The organism is Pantoea sp. XAF26B01_ASV70 (genome assembly GCF_054512635.1).
In genome coordinates, this window is sequence record NZ_CM137251.1 from 2,883,907 (window position 1) to 2,907,870 (window position 23,964).

The following is a 23,964-nucleotide window of genomic DNA, read 5'->3' on the forward strand; positions in this document are numbered from 1 at the left end:
GCCGCTCCTTAAACCGTCAACACCACGCAGCTGTCGCATTCCCAGCAGAGGCGGACTTCATCACCCCAGGTCGGCAACCCTTTGCGGTAGCGATGTGCGTTTTGCAACTGTGCGCTGATCATCTGTCCGCTGTGCAGACGGACATGGAAGATAGAGAGGTCGCCGAGATAGGCGATGTGGACCACTTCACCCACCGCAAAGTTACAGCCATCGGCAGGCACCTCATCGCACAACATCACTTTTTCCGGGCGCAGTGCGACATGGACCGGAACGTTATCCACCACCGAGACATCGGAGTCGACTTTCAGCGGATGCATCAGGCCGGGACTGTCGATCACCAGGCCATCCGCCTGACGTTCACGCAGTAAGCCTTCGAAGACGTTAACCGAACCGATAAATTCCGCGCTGTAGCGGCTGGTAGGATGCTCGTAGATCTCCTCCGGCTCGCCAATCTGCACGAACTTGCCGCGATTCATAATCGCGATACGGCCCGCCATGGTCATCGCCTCTTCCTGATCGTGCGTCACCATCACACAGGTGGCGCCAACACGCTCCAGAATATCGACCACTTCCAGCTGCATCCTGTCGCGCAGCTTCTTGTCCAGTGCCCCCATCGGCTCATCCAGCAGCAGCAGTTTTGGCCGTTTCGCCAGGCTGCGGGCCAGCGCCACACGCTGACGCTGACCACCGGAGAGCTGGTGCGGTTTGCGTTTAGCAAACTCCTGCATATGCACCAGCGCCAGCATCTCTGCTACCCGGCTGGTGATCTCCCCTTTCGGCAGCCGATCCTGTTTCAGACCAAAGGCGATATTCTGCTCCACCGTCATGTGGGGAAACAGCGCGTAGGACTGGAACATCATGTTGATCGGGCGCTGATAGGGAGCAACGTGGGACAGATCCTGGCCATCCAGCACAATCTGCCCGCTGGTTGGCGGCTCAAAACCGGCCAGCATGCGCAGCAGCGTTGATTTACCACAGCCCGATGCGCCCAGCAGGGCAAAGATCTCACCTTTATAAATAGTCAGGCTGACATCATCCACGGCGTGTTGCCCGTCAAAGGATTTGGTCAGATTGCGAATTTCCAGCAGTGGCGTTAACGCCTTTGCGGTTTTATTTTGAGGACGGGGAATGGCATCGTTCACAAAGGTTCTCTCCGGAGCCAGGCGGAACATGGCGACAAAATTTGCCGCTAAAAATGGCACAACAGAGGCCGACACCGCGCCTCTGTTGCTGATTCATGACAGGTCAATCCGTTAAGGACGAATTACTTACCACTTTTTACTTTAGTCCATGCGCGCGTACGCACACGATCCAGTTTAGGATCCTGGACTTTCAGCACAAACAATTTCGACATCGCTTCTGGCGTCGGGAAGATACCCGGGTTGTTGCGGACGTCGGCATTGATCAACGGCAGCGACGCTTTGTTGCCGTTGGCGTAGTTCATTTTGTTGGAGACATCGGCGATCACTTTCGGATCCATGATGTAGTTCAGCCAGGCGTAAGCACCATCGAGGTTTTTCGCATCTTTCGGGATCGCCATCATATCGAAGAAGGCCAGTGCGCCCTCTTTCGGTACGCTGTAGCCCAGATGCACGCCATTTTTCGCCGCATCAGCACGGTTTTTCGCCTGCAGAATATCGCCCGACCAGCCAATGGCGACGCAGATATTACCGTTGGCCAGATCGTTGATGTACTGCGATGAATGGAAGTAGCGGATATTCGGACGCAGTTTCAGCAGCAGGTCAGTGGCCGCGCCGGAATACTCTTTGGCATCAGAGGTGTTAGGATCTTTGCCCAGGTAGTTGAGCACCGTGGCGAAAATCTCTTCTGGCGCATCCAGGAAGGAGACGCCGCAGCTTTTCAGCTTCTCCAGGTTTTCCGGCTTCAGCACCAGATCCCAGCTGTTGACCGGCGCATCGGCGCCCAGTGCGGCCTTGACCTTGTCGACGTTGTAGCCGATACCGGTGGTGCCCCACAGATAAGGAATGGCATATTTGTTACCCGGATCGTGCTGCGCCACTTTTTCCATCAGCGCCGGATCGAGGTTTTTGTAGTTAGGCAGTTTGCTCTTATCCAGCGGCTGGAATACCCCGGACTGCAGCTGACGCGCCAGGAAGCTGGAGGATGGCACCACCACATCATAGCCGGTGCTGCCCGCCATCAGTTTTCCTTCCAGGACTTCGTTGGAGTCAAACACATCGTAGACCACTTTGATGCCGGACTGCTTTTCAAAGTTCGGCACGGTATCTGGCGAAATATAATCGGACCAGTTGTAGACGTGCAGCGTTTTATCTTCCGCCATGCTGCTGGCCGATGCGGCCATCAGCGCAGCAGCTACCACAGCTGACAGCCATTTCTGACGTGAGTTGAACATATTTTTCCATCCTCCTGAGCGGGTCATTACAACGCTGCAAACCAGAGATCCCTGCATTGCGTTCTGTACAAGACGTCAGTGACACAATGAATCATTATTCAGCGGGAGTTTAATAGCAAAAACCTATAGCTGAGGCGCAGTTACGCGCCTGTTACAGCCCCGCAAGCATAGCCCCCCCGGTCAGGCTTCACCAGACCCCAGCGTAAAAAACGCCTGAAAGCGATATTTTATGCATGTTTGAGCTATGAGGTTCGGCTTTGATGGCATAAACCACGACTAATATCTGGCGTTAAAGGGCAAAATGCAGAATAAAAAATTATCGCGGCAGCGGATGGCGGGCATAAAAAAGCCGTCTCAGGGACGGCTTAGTGTGTGACCATGTCGGGCTTAGTGCAGCACAGAATGAACGCTGGTCACCGGAACGTGCTCTTCTTCTTCGCCCACGATCAACAGATTGTTGGCAAAGGCTTCCAGGATCACCATGGAGATCTGCTCTTCACTCTGTTTCATAAAGTGCGAGAACTGACCAAAGGTTAACCCGGCGGTGGTAATCATTGACTGACAGACAATGAGTTTCGGCAGATTATCATCCTGAATGTCGATAAATGCTTTCACCGTCAGCGAACTGGCATTGATCTGCGACAAATCGCCAACCAGTGGAATCAGCGCCGTCGGCTTCACTTCAGCCAGCGCCGAAAACAGAATGACGTTGTCGACCAGATCGATTTTGGCGTCAAACACCCCATCGAAGTTTTGCATGTGCGGCAGATGAAGTGCCTGACAGGCATCGCATTCGAACCAGGTGATATTTTGCTGATCCAGCCAGCGACGCAGCAGGTCGATATCCGGAACGACAAGAGAATCCATCGTAAAATCCCAGTGGGGTGATAAACAGGCGACTTAGCTTACGGAAAAATGCGCGACGATGCCATGAAAACCGCTGAAAAGCGCGTGTCAGCCAGCGGTTTTAGGACGGAGCCCGGGGATGGCCTGCTGCTCAATCCGCTCGATCATCAGGGCGGCGATGTTAAGGTCACTGCTGGTTTCAATGCCTTCAAGACCGGGCGAGGCGTTAACTTCCATCACCAGCGGGCCGCGATGGGCGCGCAGAATATCGACGCCCGCCACTTCCAGCCCGAGCGTAGCCGCCGCTTTCACGGCGATCTGGCGCTCCTGTTGCGTAATGACGACCGGATAAGCTTTGCCGCCGCGATGCAGATTAGAGCGGAAGTCGCCCTCTTTCGCCACCCGCTCAATCGCTGCCACCACCTGATTGCCAATCACCAGACAGCGAACATCACGACCCTGCGCTTCTTTAATAAACTCCTGCACCAGAATATGGGCATTCAGGCCGCGAAAGGCATCGATAACGCTTTCTGCCGCCTGCCGTGTCTCCGCCAGCACCACGCCAATGCCCTGGGTACCTTCCACCAGCTTGACCACCAGCGGCGCACCGCCGACAAGGGCGATCAGATCAGCGGTGTCATCGGGTGAGGAGGCAAAGCCGGTGACCGGCATGTCGATGCCTTCCCGTGCCAGCAGCTGCAGCGAGCGCAATTTGTCACGGGTGCGGGTAATGGCGGCGGACTCATTCAGCGGATAGCTGCCGCACATCTCAAACTGTCGCAGCACGGCCGTGCCATAAAAGGTAATAGGGTTGCCGATGCGCGGGATAACCGCATCAAAATGGCCCAGCGGTTCACCACAGTAGTGAACCGCCGGTGAGGCGGGATTAATATTCATATAGCAGGAGAGCGGATCGATGATCTGAACCTGGTGGCCGCGTGCGGCGGCCTCCTCACGCAGTCGCCGACTGGAGTAGAGCGTCTCATCACGCGACAGGATAGCTATCTTCATCGCTGCTCTCCCTTACTGGCTTAACGCGTGGCCCAGCCCTGCTGATGCAGATAATCGAGCATAAACGGACGCGTCTCTTTAATGATCAGGCGCTGGATCAGCTCACTCCAGGTTTCGCTGCGCTGGTTGCTGCCGCGCTGCTGATAATAGAGTTCTGTGCGGCTATCGTATTCGGCCAGCACCGCCGGATCCAGCGGCTGATAGCGGTTCTCATGCACCAGCATCGCATGCGGCATACGCGGTTTGACGTCCGGCTTTGACTCCGGATGACCCAGGCAAAAACCAAACAGCGGCAGGACAAATTTCGGCAGGCCCAGCAGTTCGGTTACTTCCGCGATGCTGTTACGGATTCCGCCGATAAAGACGCCGCCCAGATCCAGCGATTCCGCCGCGACCATGGCATTCTGACCCATCAGCGCGGTATCGACGCAGCCCAGCAGCAACTGCTCGGCACGACCCAGCTGCGCATCAGGGCAAATCTGCAGATGGCGATTAAAGTCAGCGCAGAAGATCCAGAACTCAGGCGCATCCGCGACCCAGGACTGTCCGCCCGTCAGCGTCACCAGCTTGTCGCGCAGGGCTTTGTCGGTGATACGGATAATGGAAGAACACTGTAAAAAACTGGATGTGGACGCCGATTGCGCCGCAGTAATAATCGCTTCACGCTGTGCTTCGCTGACCGGCTGGTCAGTAAAGGCGCGGATTGAACGATGGCTGCACAGTAAATCAATGGTCGGTGTCATAAAGTCTCCAGCAATATTATCTTTTTTTGTCAGTTTGATTAAACAGCTGTGGTGCTATCGCTTTCGCGGTGCGCCACATTAACAGCCAGGCAGCAGGCAGCATCAGAACCACGCCAGCAATAAACAGCACAGTGGCCAGCATTTTTACATCCGCCTTGTCTGGCAGCGGAAGCCAGTGGTTGATCAGCAGCAGCGCGGCCACGATTAACAGGCCGCCAGCCGCCTCCAGCACCACCACAAACCGGGGTAATCTGGCTACACTCTGCATGATATCCTCCTGCCTTAGCGGCTGACTGAGCGTCAATTATGGTCAACAACCCAAAAATTGCGCGAGATACACGGGCTGACGGCGCGAAAAAGCCTCTGATTCAGAGGCTTCCTGACCGGGCAGCGATAGCGTGCGGGCATCAGACTAACAGGCAAATCCTGCTTTCCTTAAGCGATACGAGCGGGCATCATGGTTGCCATTCTCTGTTTCATTGTGTGATACACATCACATAATAGTCGCTGCAAGGAGTTCTCAATGATTGCTGTTATTTTTGGTCGTCCGGGCTGTCCCTACTGTGTGCGTGCCCATGAACTGGCCGACAAACTAACCGCTGAACGTGATGATTTTAGCTACCAGTATGTCGATATTAACGCAGAAGGCATTACTAAAGCCGACCTGGAAGCGAGCGCCGGTAAACCGGTCAGCACCGTGCCACAGATTTTCGTCGACGAAAAACATATCGGTGGCTACACCGAGTTTGCGGCCTGGACCAAAGAGAATCTGGGATTTGCCGCGTAAGCGCTGATAGCCGGAATGAAAAAGGCGAGCCAGGATTTTCCTGTCTCGCCTTTTTTGCGCTCTGCCGGTCATCCATCGCCCAACACTGTTTAATTGAGTGAGGCCATCACTATCTGCATCAACCGCACCAGCAAAGCCCCGCAGCCTGCCCAGAACAGCGCGCTGAGGCTCCATGCGACCACAAAAAGTGCATTGCTGTGGATAAACAGGCTGCTGTTTAACAGCAGTGCTGCCAGTAACGTTCCCCATAGCCCCATCATCAGGGTGCTTTTTAGCGGGCTCTCCACCTGCACCAATGCCATCACAATACCGGGCAACATAAAGAGCAGTAATTCGGGCTGACCACGAAGCGGGCCGGGACCGACCTGCCAGAAATGACAGGTAAAGACAAACACCAGACTATACAATACCACGCCGCACAGGCGGGTAGTCCAGAGATAAGAACGCTGCGGCATACCACCCCACTGATTAAAAGTAACCCCGACAATAACCTGCTGATAACCCTGATGCGTTCAGATGGAAATAAAAAGAAACAGTTCGCTGTGGCAACGAATGAAAACAGCCAATGGCTGTGAAAGATATTTGTGATTAGAATAGCGCCGCGGTAAAGGTTCCATTTGCAGTACTGATGCAACAGCACCTCAACGGCCTGCTCACGATAGCGAAAAACAGGCTACTCTTCAATAGGTTACATGTAAACAAGAAGTTAAACAGTGAATATTAACGTCGCAGGATTGTTAAGCGGAAATGACATTTTGTTATTGTTTGTCGTTTTAGCGCTCGGCCTCTGTCTGGGTAAGTTGCGTCTGGGCTCGGTTCAGCTGGGAAATTCGATTGGCGTATTAGTGGTTTCGCTCTTATTAGGCCAGCAGCACTTTACGATCAATACCGATGCATTGAGTCTGGGCTTTATGCTGTTTATTTTTTGTGTCGGCGTCGAAGCGGGTCCCAACTTTTTTTCCATTTTCTTTCGCGACGGCAAAAACTATTTCATGCTCGCTATCGTCATGGTGGTCAGCGCACTGTTGCTGGCGCTGGGACTGGGCAAACTCTTTGGCTGGGATATCGGTCTCACCGCCGGCATGCTGGCCGGGTCGATGACCTCAACGCCGGTGCTGGTCGGAGCGGGCGATACCCTGCGGCAAAGCATCAGCGATCCAAAGCAGCTTGGACTGATGCAGGATCAGCTGAGCCTCGGTTATGCCGTGACCTATCTGATAGGCCTGGTCAGTCTGATTTTCGGCGCACGTTATCTGCCCCGTCTGCAACATCAGGATCTGCCCACCTGCGCCCAGCAGATCGCCCGGGAGCGCGGTCTGGATGCGGACAGCCAGCGCAAAGTTTTCCTGCCGGTGATCCGCGCCTATCGCGTCGGTCCGGAACTGGTGGCATGGAGCGGCGGCAAAAACCTGCGCGAACTGGGTATCTATCGTCAGACCGGTTGCTACATTGAGCGCATCCGCCGCAACGGTATTCTCGCCAGTCCCGATGGTGATGCGGTGTTACAGCTCGGCGATGATATCTCGCTGGTGGGCTATCCCGATGCTCACGCCCGGCTCGACCCCAGCTTCCGCAACGGCAAAGAGGTTTTTGACCGCGACCTGCTGGATATGCGTATCGTCACTGAAGAGATCGTGGTGAAAAACCACAATGCGGTAAACAAACGCCTCAGCAAGTTAAACCTCACCGATCACGGCTGCTTCCTGAACCGGGTGATACGCAGTCAGATTGAGATGCCGATCGACGACAGTATCATGCTGAACAAAGGTGATGTGCTGCAGGTCAGCGGCGAGGCACGACGAGTGAAAAGCGTGGCGGATCGCATTGGCTTTATCGCGATTCACAGTCAGATGACCGATCTTTTAGCCTTCTGCGCCTTCTTTATCGTGGGTCTGATGATTGGTCTGATCACCTTCCAGTTCAGCAATTTCAGTTTTGGTATTGGTAACGCCGCGGGCCTCCTGTTCGCCGGTATCATGCTCGGCTTCCTGCGCGCCAACCATCCAACCTTTGGTTATATTCCGCAGGGCGCGCTCACTATGGTGAAAGAGTTCGGTCTGATGGTGTTTATGGCGGGAGTGGGATTGAGTGCCGGTAGCGGCATTAATCATGGCCTGAGCAGCGATGGTGCGCTGATGCTGCTGTGCGGCCTGCTGGTCAGCCTGATTCCGGTGATCATCTGCTATCTGTTTGGTGCTTATGTGTTGCGGATGAACCGCGCCCTGCTGTTTGGCGCCATCATGGGCGCACGTACCTGCGCACCGGCCATGGAGATCATCAGTGATACGGCACGCAGCAATATCCCGGCGCTGGGCTATGCCGGGACCTATGCCATCGCCAACGTGTTGCTGACGCTGGCGGGAACGCTGATTGTGATTATCTGGCCGATATTGCCCTTATAAAATTTTTTTGCCTGCGTCCAGAACTTTATTGTTAAGGGATAGTCATAATAAGTGCCACTGCTTTTCTTTGAAATCCCCAAATTGTGGAGCCCGCTGGTCTTTTTCCCGGCGGGTTTTTTTATGCCTTTTTTCATCCCTCCCCGTCATTCCCCGCCTGATTCGCAACTGCAAGTGTCATAAAACTTAAACCGTTACACAACTCAACGGCAGATTAAGAGCCTTTCTATAGACGAACAAAACGGTAAAAAGCAGGATAGACCGCTGTTCAGTTAGCAATTTGTGCTGACTGATTGGGTGAGCGTGCTGTCGCTGACCGTTTTTTTTGCCGCTGTTATCGGACCGGGCTGGCGGGATGCTGCCAGCTGCCGTTAACCGGACTGTCTGCTGAGGAATTTATCCCGAAATGGAAGAGCTGAACCATTCACTGTTTACTGCCATTAATGCCACACCGGCTTCACCCGCCTGGTTACTGCAGCTGGCGACGTTTTTTGCCAAAGATCTGATCGCCATCGTGCCGCTGTTAATCGTAGCGATGTGGCTCTGGGGACCGCGCGATCAGGTTTCTTCGCAGCGGGTGCTGGTACTGAAAACCGGTATGGCGCTGATCTATGCGCTGGCGATCTCCTGGTCTGTGGGCCAGCTGTTGCCGCATCCCCGCCCTTTCGCTATCGGTTTTGGTTATCAGTTCCTGCATCACGCCGCCGATGACTCCTATCCCAGCGATCACGGCACCACAATATTCACCTTTGCACTGGCCTTTATCTTCTGGCATCGCCTCTGGTCAGGTGTGGTTCTGATGGTGGCCGGTTGCGCTATTGCCTGGTCGCGGGTCTACCTTGGCGTTCACTGGCCAATGGATATGCTGGGCGGGTTCCTGGTGGGGCTGCTGAGCTGTCTGGCTTCGCATCTGGCGTGGCAGTTCTATGGCGAGCGGATGCTGGCGGTAATCAATCCACTCTATCGGTCGCTGTTTGCCGTGCCGATTCGCAAAGGCTGGACGCAGGATTAAGAAAGGGACGCGTTAGCGTCCCCAGCACTGTGGCAAACCCGGATTTACCGCAGCGAATAAGCTTAAAGCGCAGGGAACAGGGTCAGAGGAGGAAAGCGTCCCGCGCCAGGGACGGCGCGGGCCGAGCGTGTCATGGATGACGGATTTTGCGTCTTTCCGATCTGACCCTGTTCCCTGTGCAGGCTCGGGCTCAACGCAGTACGAGCCTGCGTCCCTGCTTACTTATGAAAACCACTTCCCGAACCAGCCATTGAATTTCATCATCACGAAATCAATCATCCGGCTGAAGAACCCGCCTTCCGGCACATCCTGCATCACCACCAGCGGCCGCTGCTCAATCGTTTTTCCGTCCAGCTGGAAATCGATGGTGCCGACCACCTGATTCTTCTTCAGCGGGGCTTCCAGCTGCGGCGTAGTGAGTCTGAAACTCGCCTTCAGATTCTTCATCTGCCCTTTAGGGATGGTCAGCGCAGCATCTTTCGCTACGCCCAGGTTGACCTGGCTGCGATCACCGAACCAGACCCGCTGCTGCGCAAACGGCGCATCCGCTTTAATCGGCGTGACCGTTTCAAAGAAACGGAAGCCCCATGTCAGCAGCTTTTCACTTTCGCGAAAACGAATCGCATCGCTGGCGGTGCCCAGCACCACCGAGATCAGACGCATATCCCCTTCGGTTGCTGAAGCGACCAGATTATTCCCCGCGCCTGAGGTGTGGCCGGTTTTGACGCCATCAACCTTGAGATTGGTGCTCCACAACAGGCGGTTGCGGTTGATCTGGCGAATATTATTGAAGGTAAACTCTTTCTCTTTATTCAGCGCGTACTCTTCGGGCACATCGCGGATCAGCGCCTGAGCAATCAGCGCCATATCACGCGCGGTGCTGTACTGCCCTTCTGCATCCAGACCGTGTACCGTCATAAAGTGGGTATTCTGCAGTCCCAGCGCCTTCACGTAGTTGTTCATCAGGCCGATAAACGAATCCTGACTGCCCGCCACATAATCCGCCAGCGCAATACAGGCGTCATTGCCGGACTGGATCACGATTCCCTTATTCAGCTCATGCACCGGAATACGATCGCCCGGCTTGAGGAACATCAGCGACGAGCCGCGCAGCTTAGGGTTGCCGGTGGCCCAGGCATCCTGTCCGACGGTAACCAGGTCATCCGGCTTGATTTTTCCCGCTTTAATCGCCTGACCCACAACATAGCTGGTCATCATTTTAGTCAGACTGGCGGGATCGAGGCGCTGATCGGCACTGGATTCGGTTAACACCTTACCGCTGGCGTAGTCGATCAGAATCCACGCTTTAGCATCAATGCCTGGCGCGGCGGGAGCCTGCTCAGCAAAAACGCTGACGGGGGCAAGAATCAGTAATGAAGTGGCAGCAAGGTGCCGCAGGCGAGATGTGAAGCGAGTGTTTGTCATGGGCTTGGCCGGATTGTCCTTGTTAAATCGAAATTCCAGGGGCAGAAAATTCTCACTCAAACGCTAACCCTTGACGGCAGCGAAAAAAACCGTCGAATCGTAAAGTTTTTTAGAGTTTAGTAGAGTAACCCTGGCATAAGTGCCGCGCGCGTGCCGCTTTTCCCCGATTCTGTCGCTATCAAAACTGCGTGAAATTCCGATTTTTCGCAGAAGAGTTAAGCCCGTCACAAATATCAGTTAACCTGAACGCCAGTCAGCCGAGGAGACCGACCATGGACTTAGCCCTTTTTGATCTGGATGAAACACTCATTTGTGAAGACAGCACCAGCCTGTGGCTGCGCTGGCTGGTATCACAGGGATTCGCCCCCAGTGAACTGATTGATCAGGAACAGGCATTAATGAGCCAGTACTATGCCGGTACGCTGTCGATTGAAGAGTATATGAATAAAACACTCTCTCCCCTGGCGGGCATGGCCACGCTTACCGTTGAAGGCTGGGTGCGCCGCTTCATTCACCGCGACATCATGCCACGCGTTTATCCTGCAGCCCGCGAGCGGATTGAGTGGCACCGGGCGCGTGGCGACAAGGTCATGATCATCTCCGCCAGCGGCGAGCATCTGGTGGTGCCGATTGCAGAAAAGCTGGGTGCCTGCGGCGCGCTGGCGATTGGCGTTGAAATCGTGGACGAGCGCTACAGCGGCAACACTTACGGCACCATGACCTATAAAGAGGGCAAAGTCACGCGACTGGGTGACTGGAAAGCGCTGCAGCAGGACGAGGCCTTTGACCGCACCTGGGCCTACAGCGATTCGATGAACGACCTGCCGCTACTGGAACAGGCCGATCATGCCCATGTCATCAACCCTGACGAACAGTTACACAAGGAAGCGTTAAACCGCGGCTGGCAGGTTTATCACTGGGCGCGCTGACTCCGAGCTTATTCCATAAGGCGTAACTGTTGCTGGCAGCCTGGACACGGACAGCGCGGAACAATCCGTAGTACACGTAGTCCGTGAGGATTACTCGCTGCGCTCGCCCCTTCAGGGCCGCCCTGACGGGCGTTCAGGTTGCTAAAGCAGCCTGTGTGAGCACTGCCCTGGCCCAGACTGACCAATAAAATAGCCTGGGGACAGGCTCTTAGCCGCGGGACGCGCCAGCGTCCTGCGCTAATCCCACTTTCAGCAGCTTGCCATTGGCCTCATCGGTCAGCACATAGAGCCAGCCATCCGGCCCCTGGCGAACATCGCGAATGCGCGCCTTCTGATCGTCCAGCAGACGCTGCTCTTCCACCACTTTCTCGCCGTTGATACTCAGACGAATCAGGTTTTTCTCTTTCAGAGCGCCGATAAACAGCGAGTTTTTCCACTGCGGAAAACGGGCGCTATTGTAGAACGCCATGCCGCTGATGGCCGGAGAATCCTTCCAGTGATAAAGCGGCGGTTCGGTACCCGCAACCTGTGTGCCTTGTGACTCCGGCACTTTGTCACCGCTATAGTCGATGCCGTAGGTTGCCAGCGGCCAGCCGTAATTCTTGCCCCGCTCCATGATATTCACTTCATCGCCGCCGCGCGGGCCATGTTCATTTTCCCATATCTTGCCGGTCCAGGGGTTAAGCGCCAGCCCCTGCGGATTACGCAAACCATAGGCCCAGATCTCTGGCCGTGCGCCGCGCTGTTTCGCAAACGGGTTATCGTCCGGCACGCTGCCATCGGCGTTGAGCCGCAGCAGTTTGCCCTGCAGCTTATCGAGATCCTGCGCAGCGCTGCTGGCAAAGTTATCGCCGAAGGCGATCCAGAGATAGCCCTGGGTATCAAACGCCAGCCGGGTACCGATGTTGTTGCCGCTGGAGAGCATCGGCGTCTGCCGAATCACCTCGCGGAAATCGCTGAGTTGCCGGTTATCCTTGCTCAGCGTGCCCACGCCTACCACCGCGCCCGCTTTGCCACTGCTGTTCGCTTCGGTATAGCTAAGCCAGACGCGACGACTGGTGGCAAAATCGGGTGCCAGCACCACGTCCAGCAGGCCACTCTGCCGTTCTGCCCAGACCTTTGGCACGCCCTGGATCGGCTGCGACAGGCCGCTCTCCGGGCTCCAGCTGCGCAGTTGTCCGCTACGTTCGGTAATCAGCAGCGTTTTGTTGTCGGGCAGGAAGGCGACGGACCATGGATGTTGTAACTTATCCTGTAATACCTCGACCTTTACGTCGGCGGCAAACAGGGGGGCGGTACAGAACAGGGAGCCACTTAGCAACAAGGCAGTTGAGAAACGGGCCATAACGATCTCCTGACGGGATAGAATGCCCTTAAGCGTAGTCAGCCCCTCTGCAATGATGTTGAGGATTTACAAAAGATTAATCAGGGCGACAGCGCTCTGCTGTCGCCCGTCAGAGTCAGGGCGCGTTAAAACTTACCGTGTCACGCACCATCGTATCGATACCAGGCTTCAGCTCGTCAAAGGTGATCGGCGTATTGCTGTTACTGACCGTTTTGCCAAAGGCTTTGCGAACCACCCGGATCATCGGTTTGCCCGTCACCGCATCGCTGGCTTCTATCTCCAGAAACAGTTCGCTGTTCTGAGTACGATGCCCTGACGCCGCCATGGTGCTGGCAACGACCGCGGCAACCGGTACCACTTCATAAAACTGCACGCCCTGATTTTCTGCTGACACGGCGGTAATGGCGGCCCTTACCTTCAGGGTATGCGGCGTAGCCTGATTCACCAGCGGCAGGCGGGTGGCTATCGCGCCTTTTAGCTGGATCTCGGTGTAACTGAGCACCTGATCCAGCGTTTGCTGAGTGACGCGTGGCGTGGGGTGCGCCGCCGGGTAGTAGACCAGCGATGTATAAAGCACATCTTTATAATGGCTGCTTTGATAGTCGGGTGATATCCAGCGCAGAGTCGGTTCACCACTGGCTGACGACGTCGGTTGCAACTGGCTGTAATCGCTTAAAAAACCTGAATATTGCTGCTTATCAGCAACATGAGAAGTACAACCACTGAGCAGCACGGCAGAGACCGCCAGAAGAGCAGCAACGGAAGTTTTACGCATCATCAACTCGCTTGTATCAGGAAGGTTTAAGCAAGCATAGATAAGCCAGAGGGGAAATGCAGAATAACAGAGGCGATTTAACGCTGTTATGCAGAATAAATAGCAGGAAAACCCGCTGCAGAGCACAGCGGGCGAAAAAGATTACTCAAAGCAGGTATCAGGATTCTCAGACAGGGTGATGAACTGTTTGCCACCCTGGGTCAGCGCCATAATGGTGCCGCTTTCGATATCATAAACCCAGCCGTGCAGACGCAGCTTACCGTTACGCAGCGCGACGGAGACGGAAGGATGGGTTTTCATATTGTTCAGCTGGGCAATAACGTTCTCTTTGACCATCTCGTTCAGCTTCTTCTCTGGTGAGTCATACTCACGCTGCTCAACCACCGCTTTTGCCGCATCCGCATAGCGCAGCCAGTGCTCAACCGCAGGCATGGTATCCATGCAGGCGCAGGAGGCGATGGCGTTCATGGCACCACAGTTAGAGTGACCACAGATGATGATGTCGGAGACGCCCAGCGCGACCACCGCATATTCGATAGTGGCGGAGACACCGCCTGGCTCCGGGCCGAATGAGGGAACGATGTTGCCCGCATTGCGGATAACGAACAGCTCTCCTGGCTCCTGCTGCGTCACCAGTTCAGGCACCAGACGGCTATCTGAACAGGAGATGAACAGCGCTTTCGGATTTTGATTTGATGCCAGGCTTTTGAAAAGATCCTTCCTTTCAGGAAACACATTCTGCTGGAAATTCAGAAATCCGTTGATGATCTCTTTCATTATTTAGCTCTCACATTATCCATTTCATTACCTGAGGGGCATAGCCCCCTCAGTGGGGTTTGCCCGTTTATTATTAATGAAAACAAGTGAATATCAACCCGCCTTTTACCGGATGCTCTAAACAGCGGCCACTGTCAGCGTTTCGCTTGTTCACCAGTCAGAGGCTCCGCAGCCAATTTCTTTTTATAGCACGGGAAGTTATTGGAAAAAGCACGGTTTGAACCGCCCGTTTTTTTGCCTGTGTTGTGGATCGGCTTTTACGCGTTTTTTCACTACTTTACGCCCCCGGCTCGCCAGCAGAAAAGGTTTCTCTTCTGCTGCTGTCTGACCTTATCTGGCAAGCGTGGCGGGCTATGGTGTTTTGGGGCGTGGCGAAACGGCTGCGCATCTGGCAGCACGGGCGCTGCAGCAGAACCTTTGCAGGCAAGGAATGAGGGATAAGATTGAGCAGGACGGGTTCATTAAAACAACCCCGGCAGCAGGGGGTAGCGGCTGCCGGGAGAGCAGGATTAACGCTTAGCCATACTGCTGCTGATGCGCTTTTTTACGTCGCAGATAGTCTTCATCTGCACGAAGTTTGTCCCAGTAGCCTTTGAAAACAGCCGCCGCCGCGGCTTTTTCCTCGTTGATGCCGCGCGGCAGCTCCTTGCCATCTGCGTCATATTTACGTCCGCCCTTATGGTTGCTGTAACGGCGCGCACGGGTATACCCCATCTGAATAAATTTACGCGCCATATCCATGCCGACAAAATCATCTTTGCGCCGATACTCCTCAAACAGCGCCATGATTTTCTCAGCCGACTCTTCAGCAATGGGAACGGTACGAAAACGCCAGTGTGGCAGTATTTCGCCTTTATAAGGCTCGACCATCAGCACACCCTGCTCACCACGCCCGACCTGATAAAGCTCGGGGTGCTGGCGGAAGTCGATAGTGCTGAAGTCCTGATCATAATCGAAAGGTTTCATCTCTTTAGTTTAGGATCAAGTGCGTCGCGCAGCCCGTCTCCGAGTAAATTAAATGCCAGAACGGTGAGGAAGATGGCCAGGCTGGGGAAAATTGCCACGTGAGGCGCGATAACCATGTCGGCCCGCGCCTCATTCAGCATTGCACCCCACTCCGGCGTAGGCGGTTGTGCGCCCAGCCCCAGAAATGACAGGCTGGCCGCGGTAATGATTGAGGTACCGACCCGCATAGTGAAATAGACCACAATCGGCGATACCGTGCCGGGCAGGATATGCCGCATCAGGATAGTCCAGTCAGAAGCGCCGATGCTGCGTGCCGACTCAATATAGGTCTGATGCTTCAGCACCAGCGTATTGCCGCGAACCAGCCGGGCAAAAGCCGGGATACTGAAGATAGCGACCGCCACAATCACATTACTCATGCCGCTGCCCATAATCGCCACCACCGCAATCGCCAGCAGAATGCCGGGAAAGGCAAACAGCACATCGCAGATACGCATGGTGATGCGGTCCCACCAGCCTTCGTAATAGCCGGCTAACAGACCAAAGAATGTGCCGATCAGCGCGCCGATCACCACCGAAAAGAAGCCCGCAATCAGGGAAATCCGCGTGCCGACCAGCACCCGGCTGAAGATGTCGCGCCCCAGCGAATCGACGCCAAACAGATGCATCAGCGAGGGGCCGTCATTGAGCCGGTCATAATCGAAGTAATTCTCTGCGTCGAACGGCGCAATCCACGGGGCGATAACCGCCAGCACAATCAGTACCAGCACAAACAGCCCGGCCAGCAGCGCCACCGGCTGCCCTCTGAAACGCCGCCAGAATTCACGCCACGGCGTTCGCACCCGATTCTCCGCAATCAGCGGCATCGTTTTCAGTGCCGCTTCGCGTCGCCAGTTTTTCATCGCGACTCCTTAAAGCGAATAGCGGGATTAATCACCGCATAGAGCATGTCGACAAACAGGTTGATCAGAATAAACTCCAGTGAAAACAGCAAAACTTCCGCCTGAATAACCGGGTAGTCACGCATCGCCACGGAATCGACCAGCAATCGCCCCAGGCCCGGCCAGTTAAACACCACCTCGACCACGATCGATCCCCCCAGCAGGAAACCAAACTGCAGCCCCATCATCGTCACCACCGGGATCATGGCGTTGCGCAGGCCATGCTTCACCACCACCAGCGACTCGCGCACCCCTTTGGCCCGGGCGGTCCGCATATAATCTTCCTGCATCACCTCCACGAACGAGGCACGGGTAAAGCGCGCCATCACCGCCGCTACCGCCGCACCCAGGGTGATGGAGGGCAGAATGTAATGTTTCCAGCTCTCTGCACCGACGGTTGGCAGCCATCCCAGCTCCACTGAGAAGACCTGCATCAGCAGCATGCCCAGCGCAAAGGCGGGAAACGAAATGCCCGACACCGCCAGCGTCATCCCCAGTCGATCGGGCCAGCGATTGCGCCAGACAGCGGAAACGATGCCGATTGCCATGCCAAAAATCACTGCCCAGATCATGCTGACCAGCGTCAGCCACAAAGTTGGCATAAAGCGTGAGGCGATCTCCTCCGCGACCGGCCGCTTCGAGACCATCGACTGGCCGAAATCGCCCTGTAGCGCATTCAGCATAAAGTGCCAGAACTGCTGCGGCAGCGGCAGGTCGAGTCCCAGCTCCTGACGCACCAGCGCCACCACCGAAGCATCGGCTTCCGGCCCGGCGATCAGACGCGCCGGGTCGCCCGGCAGCAGGTGAACAAACAGGAACACCAGCACCGCCACAATCAGCAGCGTGGGGATCAGCCCAAAGAGTCGTTTGAGAAAATAGTTAAACATGCAACATCCTGCAGCTGCGGCCAGCCTCACGGGCTGGCCGGCTCCGTTACTTCAGAGTTGCCTCATCAAAATTGAATGAGGTATCGGGCATTACATAAAAACCGCTGAGGTTTTTGCTGTTGGCAGAAACCAGCTGCTCAACCACCAGTGGGATCCATGGGTGATCCTGCCAGATGGTATCCTGCGCATCTTTGTAGAGACGCGCTTTCTCAGCACGATCGGTGGTTTTCAGCGCATCTGCCAGATCTTTATCGACCTTAGGATTGCTGTAAAACGCGGTATTGAAGATCGCCGGTGGCCAGGCCGTAGTAGCAAACAGTGGCGTCAGTGCCCAGTCCGCTTCGCCGGTGGAGGCGGACCAGCCGGTGTAGAACATGCGCACGCCGCTCTCTTTCTGGCCCTTGCCTTCTACTTCAGCGGCACGCTGACCCGCATCCATCGCCGTAACTTTAACTTTCACGCCAACCTGCGCCAGCTGCTGCTGGGTGAACTGCAACACTTTCTGCGCGGTGCTGTGGTTGTGTGACGACCAGAGCGTGGTTTCAAACCCGTTCGGGTAACCCGCCTCTTTCAGCAGGGCTTTCGCTTTGGCCGGATCGTAGCTGATGGCCGGATAGGTCTGAGCGAAGTCGATGGTGGGCGGCACGATGCCGGTAGCAGGCGTGGCGTAACCGGAGAACGCCACTTTCGCCAGCGCCTGACGGTTGATGGCATATTCCAGCGCTTCACGCACCTTCGGATTATCGAACGGCTTCTGAGTGACGTTAAGGCTGATGTAACGCTGCATAATCGATGGCGTGGTTACCACAGCAAGCTTGCTGTTCTTCTCCAGCAGTTTTGCCTGCTCATAGGGCACCGGGAAAGCAAAGTTCGCTTCGCCGGTCTGCAGCATCGCCGCGCGGGTGTTGTTATCCACCACCGGTCGCCAGGTAATGCTGTCCAGCTTCGGATAGCCCGGCTTCCAGTAGCCGTCCCACTTCTTCACCTTGACAAAATCGGTCTGGTTCCAGGTTTCGAACACAAACGGGCCGGTTCCTACCGGATGGAAACCGATCTCTTTGCCATATTTTTTCAGCGCGGTGGGCGAAATCATCGCCGCCGCCGGATGGGCCAGGATGTTGATAAAGGCGGAGAACGGCTCTTTCAGCGTTACTTTTACCGTAGTTGGATCCACCACTTCGGTGCTGGCGATATGTTTAAACAGGTTGTAGCGCTTGAGATGGTTATCCGGATTGCTGGCGCGATCGAGGTTGACCTTTACCGCTTCCGCATTGAAGTCAGTGCCATCCTGGAATTTAACTCCGGAACGCAGCTTAATGGTATAGGTCAGGCCGTCGGCGCTGGCCTGATAGCTCTCAGCCAGCACGTTGGTGAGCTTCATCTCTTTATCAAAGCCAAACAGGCCCTGATAGAAGGATTTCGCGACAGCCTGCGACAGCGTGTCGTTGGCGTCATAGGGATCGAGAGTGGTGAAGTTGGACGCGACGGCAATCACCGCATCCTGTGCTGCCCAGGCGGGCAATGCCATTGCGCTGCTTAACACGCCAGCCGCCAGTAACCCTTTACGCATCGTAATCTGCATCTTGTTCTCCTGTAATCCCTGTCGGGTTGGTCGCCGGGGCGACATCGTCACTGTTCAGGTCGCACTGATAACGTGGCGGGCGACGAAATGGCCCGGAGCCACCTCCATCAGCGGCGCCACTTCAGGTTCATCCCCTAACGCATGAATCGGGCTGGGGATCTCATCGACCAGTAAGGCTCGTTCGCGACGCCGGTGAGCCGGATCGGCTACCGGCACCGCTGCCATGAGTTTTCGGGTGTAAGGGTGCTGAGGCTGCTCAAACACCGCCTGACGCGGCCCCATCTCGACAATCTGACCGAGATACATCACCGCCACGCGGTGGCTGATACGCTCCACCACCGCCATATCGTGAGAAATAAACAGGAAGGCGATGCCAAACTCGCGCTGCAGGTCGAGCATCAGATTAATAATCTGCGCCTGAATTGACACATCCAGCGCCGAGACGGACTCATCAGCGATCACCACTTTGGGATTCAGCGCCAGCGCGCGGGCTATACAGATGCGCTGACGCTGGCCGCCGGAAAATTCATGGGGATAGCGCTGAGCATGTTCCGGCAGCAGACCCACTTTATCCAGCAGCCAGGCAACGCGCTGCTCCGCCTCGCGACGCGGCATCGCCTTGTGGACCAGCAGCGGCTCCATAATGGAGAAGCCGACCGTCAGCCGGGGATCGAGCGAGGCGTAGGGATCCTGGAAGATAAACTGAATGTCGCGTCGCAGATGGGCCAGCGCGGCACCCGACAAATGGTCTATCCGCTGTCCGTCAAAGGTCAGGGTGCCACCCTGACTGGCAACCAGCTTCAGCAGCGATCGTCCGGTGGTCGATTTACCACAGCCAGACTCGCCCACCAGCGCCAGTGTCTCACCGGCATAGAGATCAAAACTGACTTTTTCGACGGCATGCACCCGGCTTTTGACGCGGTTCAGCAGGCCGCCGCGAATATCAAAGCGGGTGACCAGATCGCGCACCTGCAAAATGGGTGGCTGCAGGCGGCGAACCGTATCCTGCGGCACGTCATCAACGGCATCGCTGTGCAGCAACGGAAATTTGGCCGGCAGGGGCTGGCCCTGCATCGAACCGAGCTTTGGCACCGCCGCCAGCAGCGCCTGGGTATAGGGCTGCTGCGGTGCGCTGAACAGCCTGGCTACCGGGGCATTTTCTACTACTTCGCCGCGATACATCACCTGAACCCGATCGGCCATTTCGGCGACCACGCCCATATCGTGAGTGATAAAAATCACCCCCATCTGCATCTCTTTTTGCAGCACGCGGATGAGTTGCAGAATCTGCGCCTGAATGGTGACGTCGAGCGCGGTGGTCGGCTCATCGGCAATCAGCAGGGCCGGTTTGCAGCAGAGCGCCATGGCGATCATCACGCGCTGGCGCATCCCGCCCGACAGCTGATGCGGGAAGCGGGATAATACATTTTGCGCATCCGGGATTCGTACCAGATCCAGCATCCGGCGCGCCTCGGCCAGCGCGCCGGCGTGGCTCAGGCCCTGATGCAGACGGATGGATTCCGCAATCTGCTCGCCCACGGAGAAGACCGGATTCAGCGAGGTCATCGGCTCCTGAAAGATCATCGCCATATCTGCACCGCGCACCCGCCGCATCTGACCTTTTGAGGCGCGCATCAGATCCAGCACGTCGCCATTGCGACGCCGCAACAGCACCTCGCCGCTGACCCTCCCGCCAGCCTGCTCAATCAGCCGCATCAGCGCCAGCGAGGTCACTGATTTCCCTGAGCCTGACTCCCCCACCAGCGCCAGCGTTTCGCCGCGAAACAGATCGAGTGACAAATGACGCACCGCGTCAGTGACGGTGGTTTCGTGCTGAAAACGCACATTGAGATCGCGCACCGCCAGGACCTGCTCAGGGGCCAGCGGCGGTAACGTTTGCCTGTCGCTCATCTCTGCTCCTTAACTTTCGCGATAGATAGCGACGTCTGCCACTTCGCCAACCCGCGCCACACCGCGATACATCCCTTCGCTGTTGAAAGGCAGCGCTACGTTGCCTGCGCGGTCGACGGCAATCAGCCCCCCGCTGCCGCCCAGCTCCAGCACACTGTCATGAATAACATTAACCGTGGCCTGCTGCAGTGAGCGCCCGGCGTAGCGCATCTGCGCTGCCACATCGTAGGCCGCCAGCGTCCGCATAAAGACTTCCCCGGTGCCGGTACAGGAGACCGCCACGCTGTCGTTGCTGGCGTAGCAGCCTGCGCCCGGCAGCGGCGAGTCGCCGACCCGCCCGGCCTGCTTGTTGGTCATACCGCCCGTTGACGTGGCGGCCGCGAGGTTGCCCTCAAGATCCAGCGCGACGGCCCCCACCGTACCAAACTTACGGTCCGGGTCGAGCGGGTCATCGCTGTGCGCGGCACCATCATGGTCCAGCACTGCCGTATCGCTGTTCAGCGCGCGCTGCAACTGCTCCCAGCGTTCCGGAGTCGAGAAGTAATCAGGCGTGACCGTTTCCAGCCCGTGCGCTTCAGCAAACTGCTCTGCGCCCTCGCCGATAAACAGGACATGCTCGCTATGTTCCAGCACGGCACGTGCCGCCAGCACCGGATTCCGTACCCGCGTTACGCCCGCGACCGCCCCTGCACCCAGGGTGCGGCCATCCATGATGCAGGCATCGAGTTCATGAGTGCCCTGATGGGTGAAGACCGCGCCTTTACCGGCGTTGAACAGCGGGCACTCTTCCAGCAGCCGCACCGCTTCGGTCACCGCATCGAGTGCGCTGCCGCCCTGAGCCAGTATCTGCTGGCCCTGAGTGACAATATCGTGTAGCGCCTGACGATAGAGTTGCTCTTTTTCGGCGCTCATTGCTGAGCGCGTAATGGCACCGGCGCCTCCATGAATGGCGATCACTGCATTGACCATAACGATCTACCCTGTGGTTGCATCAGGACGAAAAACACTGATTTAAAATGGTTTTCACCCATTTTTGGTGATTTTTGACTATAGAAAGCCTGCTAAGTGTTGTAAAGCGGAAACTGTTCCTGTGGTTATAACCTTTTCTTACCGCCATATTTCACTTTGGCCACAACAACAGGCAAGTCAGGCCGACACCGATGTGACTCAGCGGCTAATTCCCACCATAATAGGCAGCATCTGAGATAACCAGGCTGGAATATCCATGGAAAGTTTTACTGCAGGCTTGATCTCCCTTGAGGAGGCACAACAAAAAATGCTGTCACAGCTGACGCCCGTCACCGACTCTCTTAGCGTGCCGCTGGCCGAAGCGGTCGGGCGTATCACCGCCAAAGCGGTGACCTCACCGATTGCCGTCCCGCCATTTGATAACTCTGCAATGGATGGCTACGCCGTCAGGCTGGCAGACGCCAGCAGCGGTCAGCCGCTGCCAGTGGCGGGTAAAGCCTTTGCCGGCGCACCGTTTAGCGGTGAGTGGCCGCAGGGCAGCGTGATTCGCATCATGACCGGTGCGCCGGTGCCTGCAGGCTGTGAAGCAGTAGTGATGCAGGAGCAGACCGAAACACAGGGTGATGCGATTATGATCACCGCGCCGGTCCGTCCCGGACAGAACATTCGTCTCATCGGCGATGACATTCAGCCAGGCACCGTGGTGCTGGAAGCGGGAGCGCGTCTGGGCGCGGCGGAGCTGCCACTGCTCGCCTCACTGGGTATCGCACAGGTCAGCGTGCTGCGAAAACTGCGGGTCGCTATCTTCTCCACCGGTGATGAACTCCAGCCGGTAGGCGAGCCGCTGGCCGAAGGCCAGATCTACGACACCAACCGCTTTGCGGTATCACTGATGCTGCATAAGCTGGGTTGCGAAGTCATCGACCTTGGCATCATCAAAGATGACCCGGCCGCACTGCGTGCTGCTTTCACCGAGGCCGATCGGCAGGCGGATGTCGTGATTACTACCGGCGGCGTCTCGGTGGGCGAAGCGGACTTCACCAAAACGATGCTGGAAGAGCTTGGTGCCATCAGCTTCTGGAAGCTGGCGATCAAGCCTGGCAAGCCATTTGCCTTTGGCCGCCTCAACAGCAGCTGGTTCTGCGGCCTGCCAGGTAATCCGGTCTCCGCCGCAGTGACCTTTTATCAGCTCGTTCAGCCGCTGCTTGCCACCCTCACCGGCCAGCAAAAATCAGCATTGCCGCCACGTCAGAAAGTGCGCTGCGCCTCGCGGCTGAAAAAGTCACCAGGCCGGCTCGATTTCCAGCGCGGCATCCTGCGACAGAACGCACAGGGCGAACTGGAGGTGGAAACCACGGGGATGCAGGGTTCACACGTCTTCAGCTCCTTCGCCCAGGCAAACTGTTTTATTGTGCTGGAACGGGATCGCGGCAATGTTGAACCGGGCGAATGGGTCGAGGTGGAACCGTTCAACGCCCTGCTGGAGGCGTAAATGCTGCCTGAATTAAGCGATGAGGAGATGCTGCGCTATAACCGGCAGATTGTATTGCGCGGCTTTGATTTCGACGGTCAGGAGCGGCTGAAAGCGAGTCATGCGCTGGTCGTCGGGCTGGGCGGACTCGGCTGCGCCGCTGCGCCCTACCTGGCGGCTGCCGGTGTCGGCAGCCTGACGCTGCTCGACTTCGATACCGTGTCGCACTCCAACCTGCAACGGCAGATCCTGCATCACGATGCTGACATTGGCCGCGCCAAAGTGGACTCCGCCGCACAAAGCCTGGCCGCCATCAATCCGCACTGCCAGCTGCATCCGGTCAATGGACAGCTGGACGATGCAGCGCTGCTGGCGCTGATCGCCCGGCAGCAGGTGGTGCTTGACTGCACCGACAACGTTGCAGTGCGTGAGCAGCTTAACCGGCTCTGTCGTCAGCAGCGGGTGCCACTGGTCTCCGGCGCCGCGATTCGGATGGAAGGCCAGATCAGCGTATTCAACTGGCAGCCCGGCACACCCTGCTATCGTTGCATCAGCCGCCTGTTTGGGGAACAAACCCTGAGTTGCGTGGAAGCGGGCGTCATGGCTCCGCTGGTTGGCGTGATTGGTGCGATGCAGGCGATGGAAGCGATTAAAGTGCTGACGGCATTTGGCACGCCCGCCACCAGCCGGTTGCTGATGTACGATGCGATGAGCGCGGAGTTCCGCAGCATGAAGGTGGCGCAGGATGCGCATTGTGAAGTGTGTGGAGACGGGGCTTAACGTCAGCGGGTATACGTTCACAGACAGCTCAAAA

General features: G+C 56.5%; 23 protein-coding genes. 6 read left to right on the top strand and 17 right to left on the bottom strand.

The window, feature by feature from the left end:
- Positions 1–8: 8 nt before the first annotated feature.
- The 6 genes from potG to ACX8ZY_RS13610 all read right to left on the bottom strand — a co-directional run bounded on the left by potG (position 9) and on the right by ACX8ZY_RS13610 (position 5,242).
- Positions 9–1,142, bottom strand: coding sequence for a putrescine ABC transporter ATP-binding subunit PotG (gene potG / locus ACX8ZY_RS13585; protein WP_010254420.1), 1,134 nt, complete (start codon positions 1,140–1,142; stop codon positions 9–11).
- 122 nt (positions 1,143–1,264) lie between these two features.
- Positions 1,265–2,374, bottom strand: a complete 1,110-nt coding sequence (gene potF / locus ACX8ZY_RS13590) for a spermidine/putrescine ABC transporter substrate-binding protein PotF (RefSeq protein ID WP_010254418.1) — start codon at positions 2,372–2,374, stop codon at positions 1,265–1,267.
- Positions 2,375–2,761: 387 nt separating this feature from the next.
- On the bottom strand, positions 2,762–3,241 hold the full coding sequence (locus ACX8ZY_RS13595) for a YbjN domain-containing protein (protein WP_022625960.1): 480 nt from the start codon (positions 3,239–3,241) through the stop codon (positions 2,762–2,764).
- Positions 3,242–3,328: 87 nt separating this feature from the next.
- On the bottom strand, positions 3,329–4,231 hold the full coding sequence (gene rimK, locus ACX8ZY_RS13600; RefSeq protein ID WP_010254416.1) for a 30S ribosomal protein S6--L-glutamate ligase: 903 nt from the start codon (positions 4,229–4,231) through the stop codon (positions 3,329–3,331).
- 20 nt (positions 4,232–4,251) lie between these two features.
- A complete protein-coding gene (gene nfsA / locus ACX8ZY_RS13605; RefSeq protein ID WP_158131882.1) occupies positions 4,252–4,974 on the bottom strand; it encodes an oxygen-insensitive NADPH nitroreductase in 723 nt (240 codons plus the stop codon).
- 16 nt (positions 4,975–4,990) lie between these two features.
- Entirely contained in the window at positions 4,991–5,242 is a 252-nt protein-coding gene (locus ACX8ZY_RS13610; RefSeq protein ID WP_158131883.1) for a DUF1418 family protein, read from the bottom strand.
- Positions 5,243–5,497: 255 nt separating this feature from the next.
- On the opposite strand from ACX8ZY_RS13610, the gene ACX8ZY_RS13615 reads away from it, so the two are divergent.
- Complete coding sequence (locus tag ACX8ZY_RS13615) at positions 5,498–5,761, top strand: GrxA family glutaredoxin (protein ID WP_010254413.1); 264 nt, start codon at positions 5,498–5,500, stop codon at positions 5,759–5,761.
- Between the two features lie 89 nt (positions 5,762–5,850).
- Here the strand turns inward: ACX8ZY_RS13615 and ybjM are convergent, their stop codons facing one another.
- Positions 5,851–6,216 carry an inner membrane protein YbjM gene (gene ybjM / locus ACX8ZY_RS13620; RefSeq protein ID WP_158131884.1) on the bottom strand — a complete coding sequence of 122 codons (366 nt, stop codon included), beginning with the start codon at positions 6,214–6,216 and terminating at the stop codon, positions 5,851–5,853.
- A gap of 258 nt (positions 6,217–6,474) precedes the next feature.
- Here ybjM and ACX8ZY_RS13625 point away from each other — a divergent pair, with 258 nt between their 5' ends.
- Complete coding sequence (locus tag ACX8ZY_RS13625) at positions 6,475–8,163, top strand: aspartate:alanine antiporter (protein ID WP_010254410.1); 1,689 nt, start codon at positions 6,475–6,477, stop codon at positions 8,161–8,163.
- Positions 8,164–8,566: 403 nt separating this feature from the next.
- Positions 8,567–9,172, top strand: a complete 606-nt coding sequence (ybjG, locus tag ACX8ZY_RS13630; RefSeq protein ID WP_010254408.1) for an undecaprenyl-diphosphate phosphatase — start codon at positions 8,567–8,569, stop codon at positions 9,170–9,172.
- Positions 9,173–9,394: 222 nt separating this feature from the next.
- Here ybjG and ACX8ZY_RS13635 read toward each other — a convergent pair whose 3' ends face one another.
- Positions 9,395–10,597, bottom strand: a complete 1,203-nt coding sequence (locus ACX8ZY_RS13635) for a serine hydrolase (protein WP_010254406.1) — start codon at positions 10,595–10,597, stop codon at positions 9,395–9,397.
- 272 nt (positions 10,598–10,869) lie between these two features.
- Here ACX8ZY_RS13635 and ACX8ZY_RS13640 point away from each other — a divergent pair, with 272 nt between their 5' ends.
- Positions 10,870–11,526, top strand: coding sequence for an HAD family hydrolase (locus tag ACX8ZY_RS13640; protein ID WP_022625965.1), 657 nt, complete (start codon positions 10,870–10,872; stop codon positions 11,524–11,526).
- A 208-nt stretch (positions 11,527–11,734) separates the two neighbouring features.
- Here the strand turns inward: ACX8ZY_RS13640 and ACX8ZY_RS13645 are convergent, their stop codons facing one another.
- The 9 genes from ACX8ZY_RS13645 to ACX8ZY_RS13685 all read right to left on the bottom strand — a co-directional run bounded on the left by ACX8ZY_RS13645 (position 11,735) and on the right by ACX8ZY_RS13685 (position 21,679).
- A complete protein-coding gene (locus ACX8ZY_RS13645) occupies positions 11,735–12,871 on the bottom strand; it encodes a PQQ-dependent sugar dehydrogenase (RefSeq protein ID WP_010254401.1) in 1,137 nt (378 codons plus the stop codon).
- Between the two features lie 115 nt (positions 12,872–12,986).
- Positions 12,987–13,646, bottom strand: a complete 660-nt coding sequence (locus tag ACX8ZY_RS13650) for a DUF3313 domain-containing protein (RefSeq protein WP_050679483.1) — start codon at positions 13,644–13,646, stop codon at positions 12,987–12,989.
- 141 nt (positions 13,647–13,787) lie between these two features.
- Complete coding sequence (locus ACX8ZY_RS13655; protein ID WP_010254395.1) at positions 13,788–14,423, bottom strand: carbonic anhydrase; 636 nt, start codon at positions 14,421–14,423, stop codon at positions 13,788–13,790.
- Between the two features lie 516 nt (positions 14,424–14,939).
- Complete coding sequence (locus ACX8ZY_RS13660) at positions 14,940–15,389, bottom strand: DUF4385 domain-containing protein (RefSeq protein WP_111533563.1); 450 nt, start codon at positions 15,387–15,389, stop codon at positions 14,940–14,942.
- Positions 15,386–16,291 carry a glutathione ABC transporter permease GsiD gene (gene gsiD / locus ACX8ZY_RS13665; protein ID WP_010254377.1) on the bottom strand — a complete coding sequence of 302 codons (906 nt, stop codon included), beginning with the start codon at positions 16,289–16,291 and terminating at the stop codon, positions 15,386–15,388. Before gsiD ends, ACX8ZY_RS13660 begins: the two co-directional genes overlap by 4 nt.
- Positions 16,288–17,217 carry a glutathione ABC transporter permease GsiC gene (gene gsiC / locus ACX8ZY_RS13670; protein ID WP_010254376.1) on the bottom strand — a complete coding sequence of 310 codons (930 nt, stop codon included), beginning with the start codon at positions 17,215–17,217 and terminating at the stop codon, positions 16,288–16,290. Before gsiC ends, gsiD begins: the two co-directional genes overlap by 4 nt.
- Before the next feature lie 46 nt (positions 17,218–17,263).
- Positions 17,264–18,799: a glutathione ABC transporter substrate-binding protein GsiB gene (gene gsiB / locus ACX8ZY_RS13675; protein WP_010669736.1), complete on the bottom strand. Its 1,536-nt coding sequence runs from the start codon at positions 18,797–18,799 to the stop codon at positions 17,264–17,266.
- A 54-nt stretch (positions 18,800–18,853) separates the two neighbouring features.
- Complete coding sequence (locus ACX8ZY_RS13680; protein WP_010254373.1) at positions 18,854–20,710, bottom strand: dipeptide ABC transporter ATP-binding protein; 1,857 nt, start codon at positions 20,708–20,710, stop codon at positions 18,854–18,856.
- A gap of 9 nt (positions 20,711–20,719) precedes the next feature.
- On the bottom strand, positions 20,720–21,679 hold the full coding sequence (locus ACX8ZY_RS13685) for an isoaspartyl peptidase/L-asparaginase family protein (protein ID WP_010254371.1): 960 nt from the start codon (positions 21,677–21,679) through the stop codon (positions 20,720–20,722).
- Between the two features lie 256 nt (positions 21,680–21,935).
- Between ACX8ZY_RS13685 and moeA the strand changes: the two genes are divergently transcribed.
- Entirely contained in the window at positions 21,936–23,171 is a 1,236-nt protein-coding gene (moeA, locus tag ACX8ZY_RS13690; RefSeq protein WP_421665040.1) for a molybdopterin molybdotransferase MoeA, read from the top strand.
- Positions 23,172–23,930: a molybdopterin-synthase adenylyltransferase MoeB gene (moeB, locus tag ACX8ZY_RS13695; RefSeq protein ID WP_089414430.1), complete on the top strand. Its 759-nt coding sequence runs from the start codon at positions 23,172–23,174 to the stop codon at positions 23,928–23,930.
- The last annotated feature ends 34 nt before the right edge of the window (positions 23,931–23,964 follow it).

Coding starts and splice junctions, on each gene's coding strand:
- nfsA (WP_158131882.1), bottom strand. CDS start 4,974: ATGACACCGACCATTGATTTACTGTGCAGCCATCGTTCAATCCGCGCC.
- gsiC (WP_010254376.1), bottom strand. CDS start 17,217: ATGTTTAACTATTTTCTCAAACGACTCTTTGGGCTGATCCCCACGCTG.
- gsiD (WP_010254377.1), bottom strand. CDS start 16,291: ATGAAAAACTGGCGACGCGAAGCGGCACTGAAAACGATGCCGCTGATT.
- ybjM (WP_158131884.1), bottom strand. CDS start 6,216: ATGCCGCAGCGTTCTTATCTCTGGACTACCCGCCTGTGCGGCGTGGTA.
- ACX8ZY_RS13645 (WP_010254401.1), bottom strand. CDS start 12,871: ATGGCCCGTTTCTCAACTGCCTTGTTGCTAAGTGGCTCCCTGTTCTGT.
- ACX8ZY_RS13610 (WP_158131883.1), bottom strand. CDS start 5,242: ATGCAGAGTGTAGCCAGATTACCCCGGTTTGTGGTGGTGCTGGAGGCG.
- gsiB (WP_010669736.1), bottom strand. CDS start 18,799: ATGCAGATTACGATGCGTAAAGGGTTACTGGCGGCTGGCGTGTTAAGC.
- moeB (WP_089414430.1), top strand. CDS start 23,172: ATGCTGCCTGAATTAAGCGATGAGGAGATGCTGCGCTATAACCGGCAG.
- ACX8ZY_RS13660 (WP_111533563.1), bottom strand. CDS start 15,389: ATGAAACCTTTCGATTATGATCAGGACTTCAGCACTATCGACTTCCGC.
- ACX8ZY_RS13655 (WP_010254395.1), bottom strand. CDS start 14,423: ATGAAAGAGATCATCAACGGATTTCTGAATTTCCAGCAGAATGTGTTT.
- ACX8ZY_RS13640 (WP_022625965.1), top strand. CDS start 10,870: ATGGACTTAGCCCTTTTTGATCTGGATGAAACACTCATTTGTGAAGAC.
- rimK (WP_010254416.1), bottom strand. CDS start 4,231: ATGAAGATAGCTATCCTGTCGCGTGATGAGACGCTCTACTCCAGTCGG.
- potF (WP_010254418.1), bottom strand. CDS start 2,374: ATGTTCAACTCACGTCAGAAATGGCTGTCAGCTGTGGTAGCTGCTGCG.
- ACX8ZY_RS13650 (WP_050679483.1), bottom strand. CDS start 13,646: ATGCGTAAAACTTCCGTTGCTGCTCTTCTGGCGGTCTCTGCCGTGCTG.
- ACX8ZY_RS13635 (WP_010254406.1), bottom strand. CDS start 10,597: ATGACAAACACTCGCTTCACATCTCGCCTGCGGCACCTTGCTGCCACT.
- ybjG (WP_010254408.1), top strand. CDS start 8,567: ATGGAAGAGCTGAACCATTCACTGTTTACTGCCATTAATGCCACACCG.
- ACX8ZY_RS13615 (WP_010254413.1), top strand. CDS start 5,498: ATGATTGCTGTTATTTTTGGTCGTCCGGGCTGTCCCTACTGTGTGCGT.
- ACX8ZY_RS13685 (WP_010254371.1), bottom strand. CDS start 21,679: ATGGTCAATGCAGTGATCGCCATTCATGGAGGCGCCGGTGCCATTACG.
- ACX8ZY_RS13595 (WP_022625960.1), bottom strand. CDS start 3,241: ATGGATTCTCTTGTCGTTCCGGATATCGACCTGCTGCGTCGCTGGCTG.
- ACX8ZY_RS13680 (WP_010254373.1), bottom strand. CDS start 20,710: ATGAGCGACAGGCAAACGTTACCGCCGCTGGCCCCTGAGCAGGTCCTG.
- moeA (WP_421665040.1), top strand. CDS start 21,936: ATGGAAAGTTTTACTGCAGGCTTGATCTCCCTTGAGGAGGCACAACAA.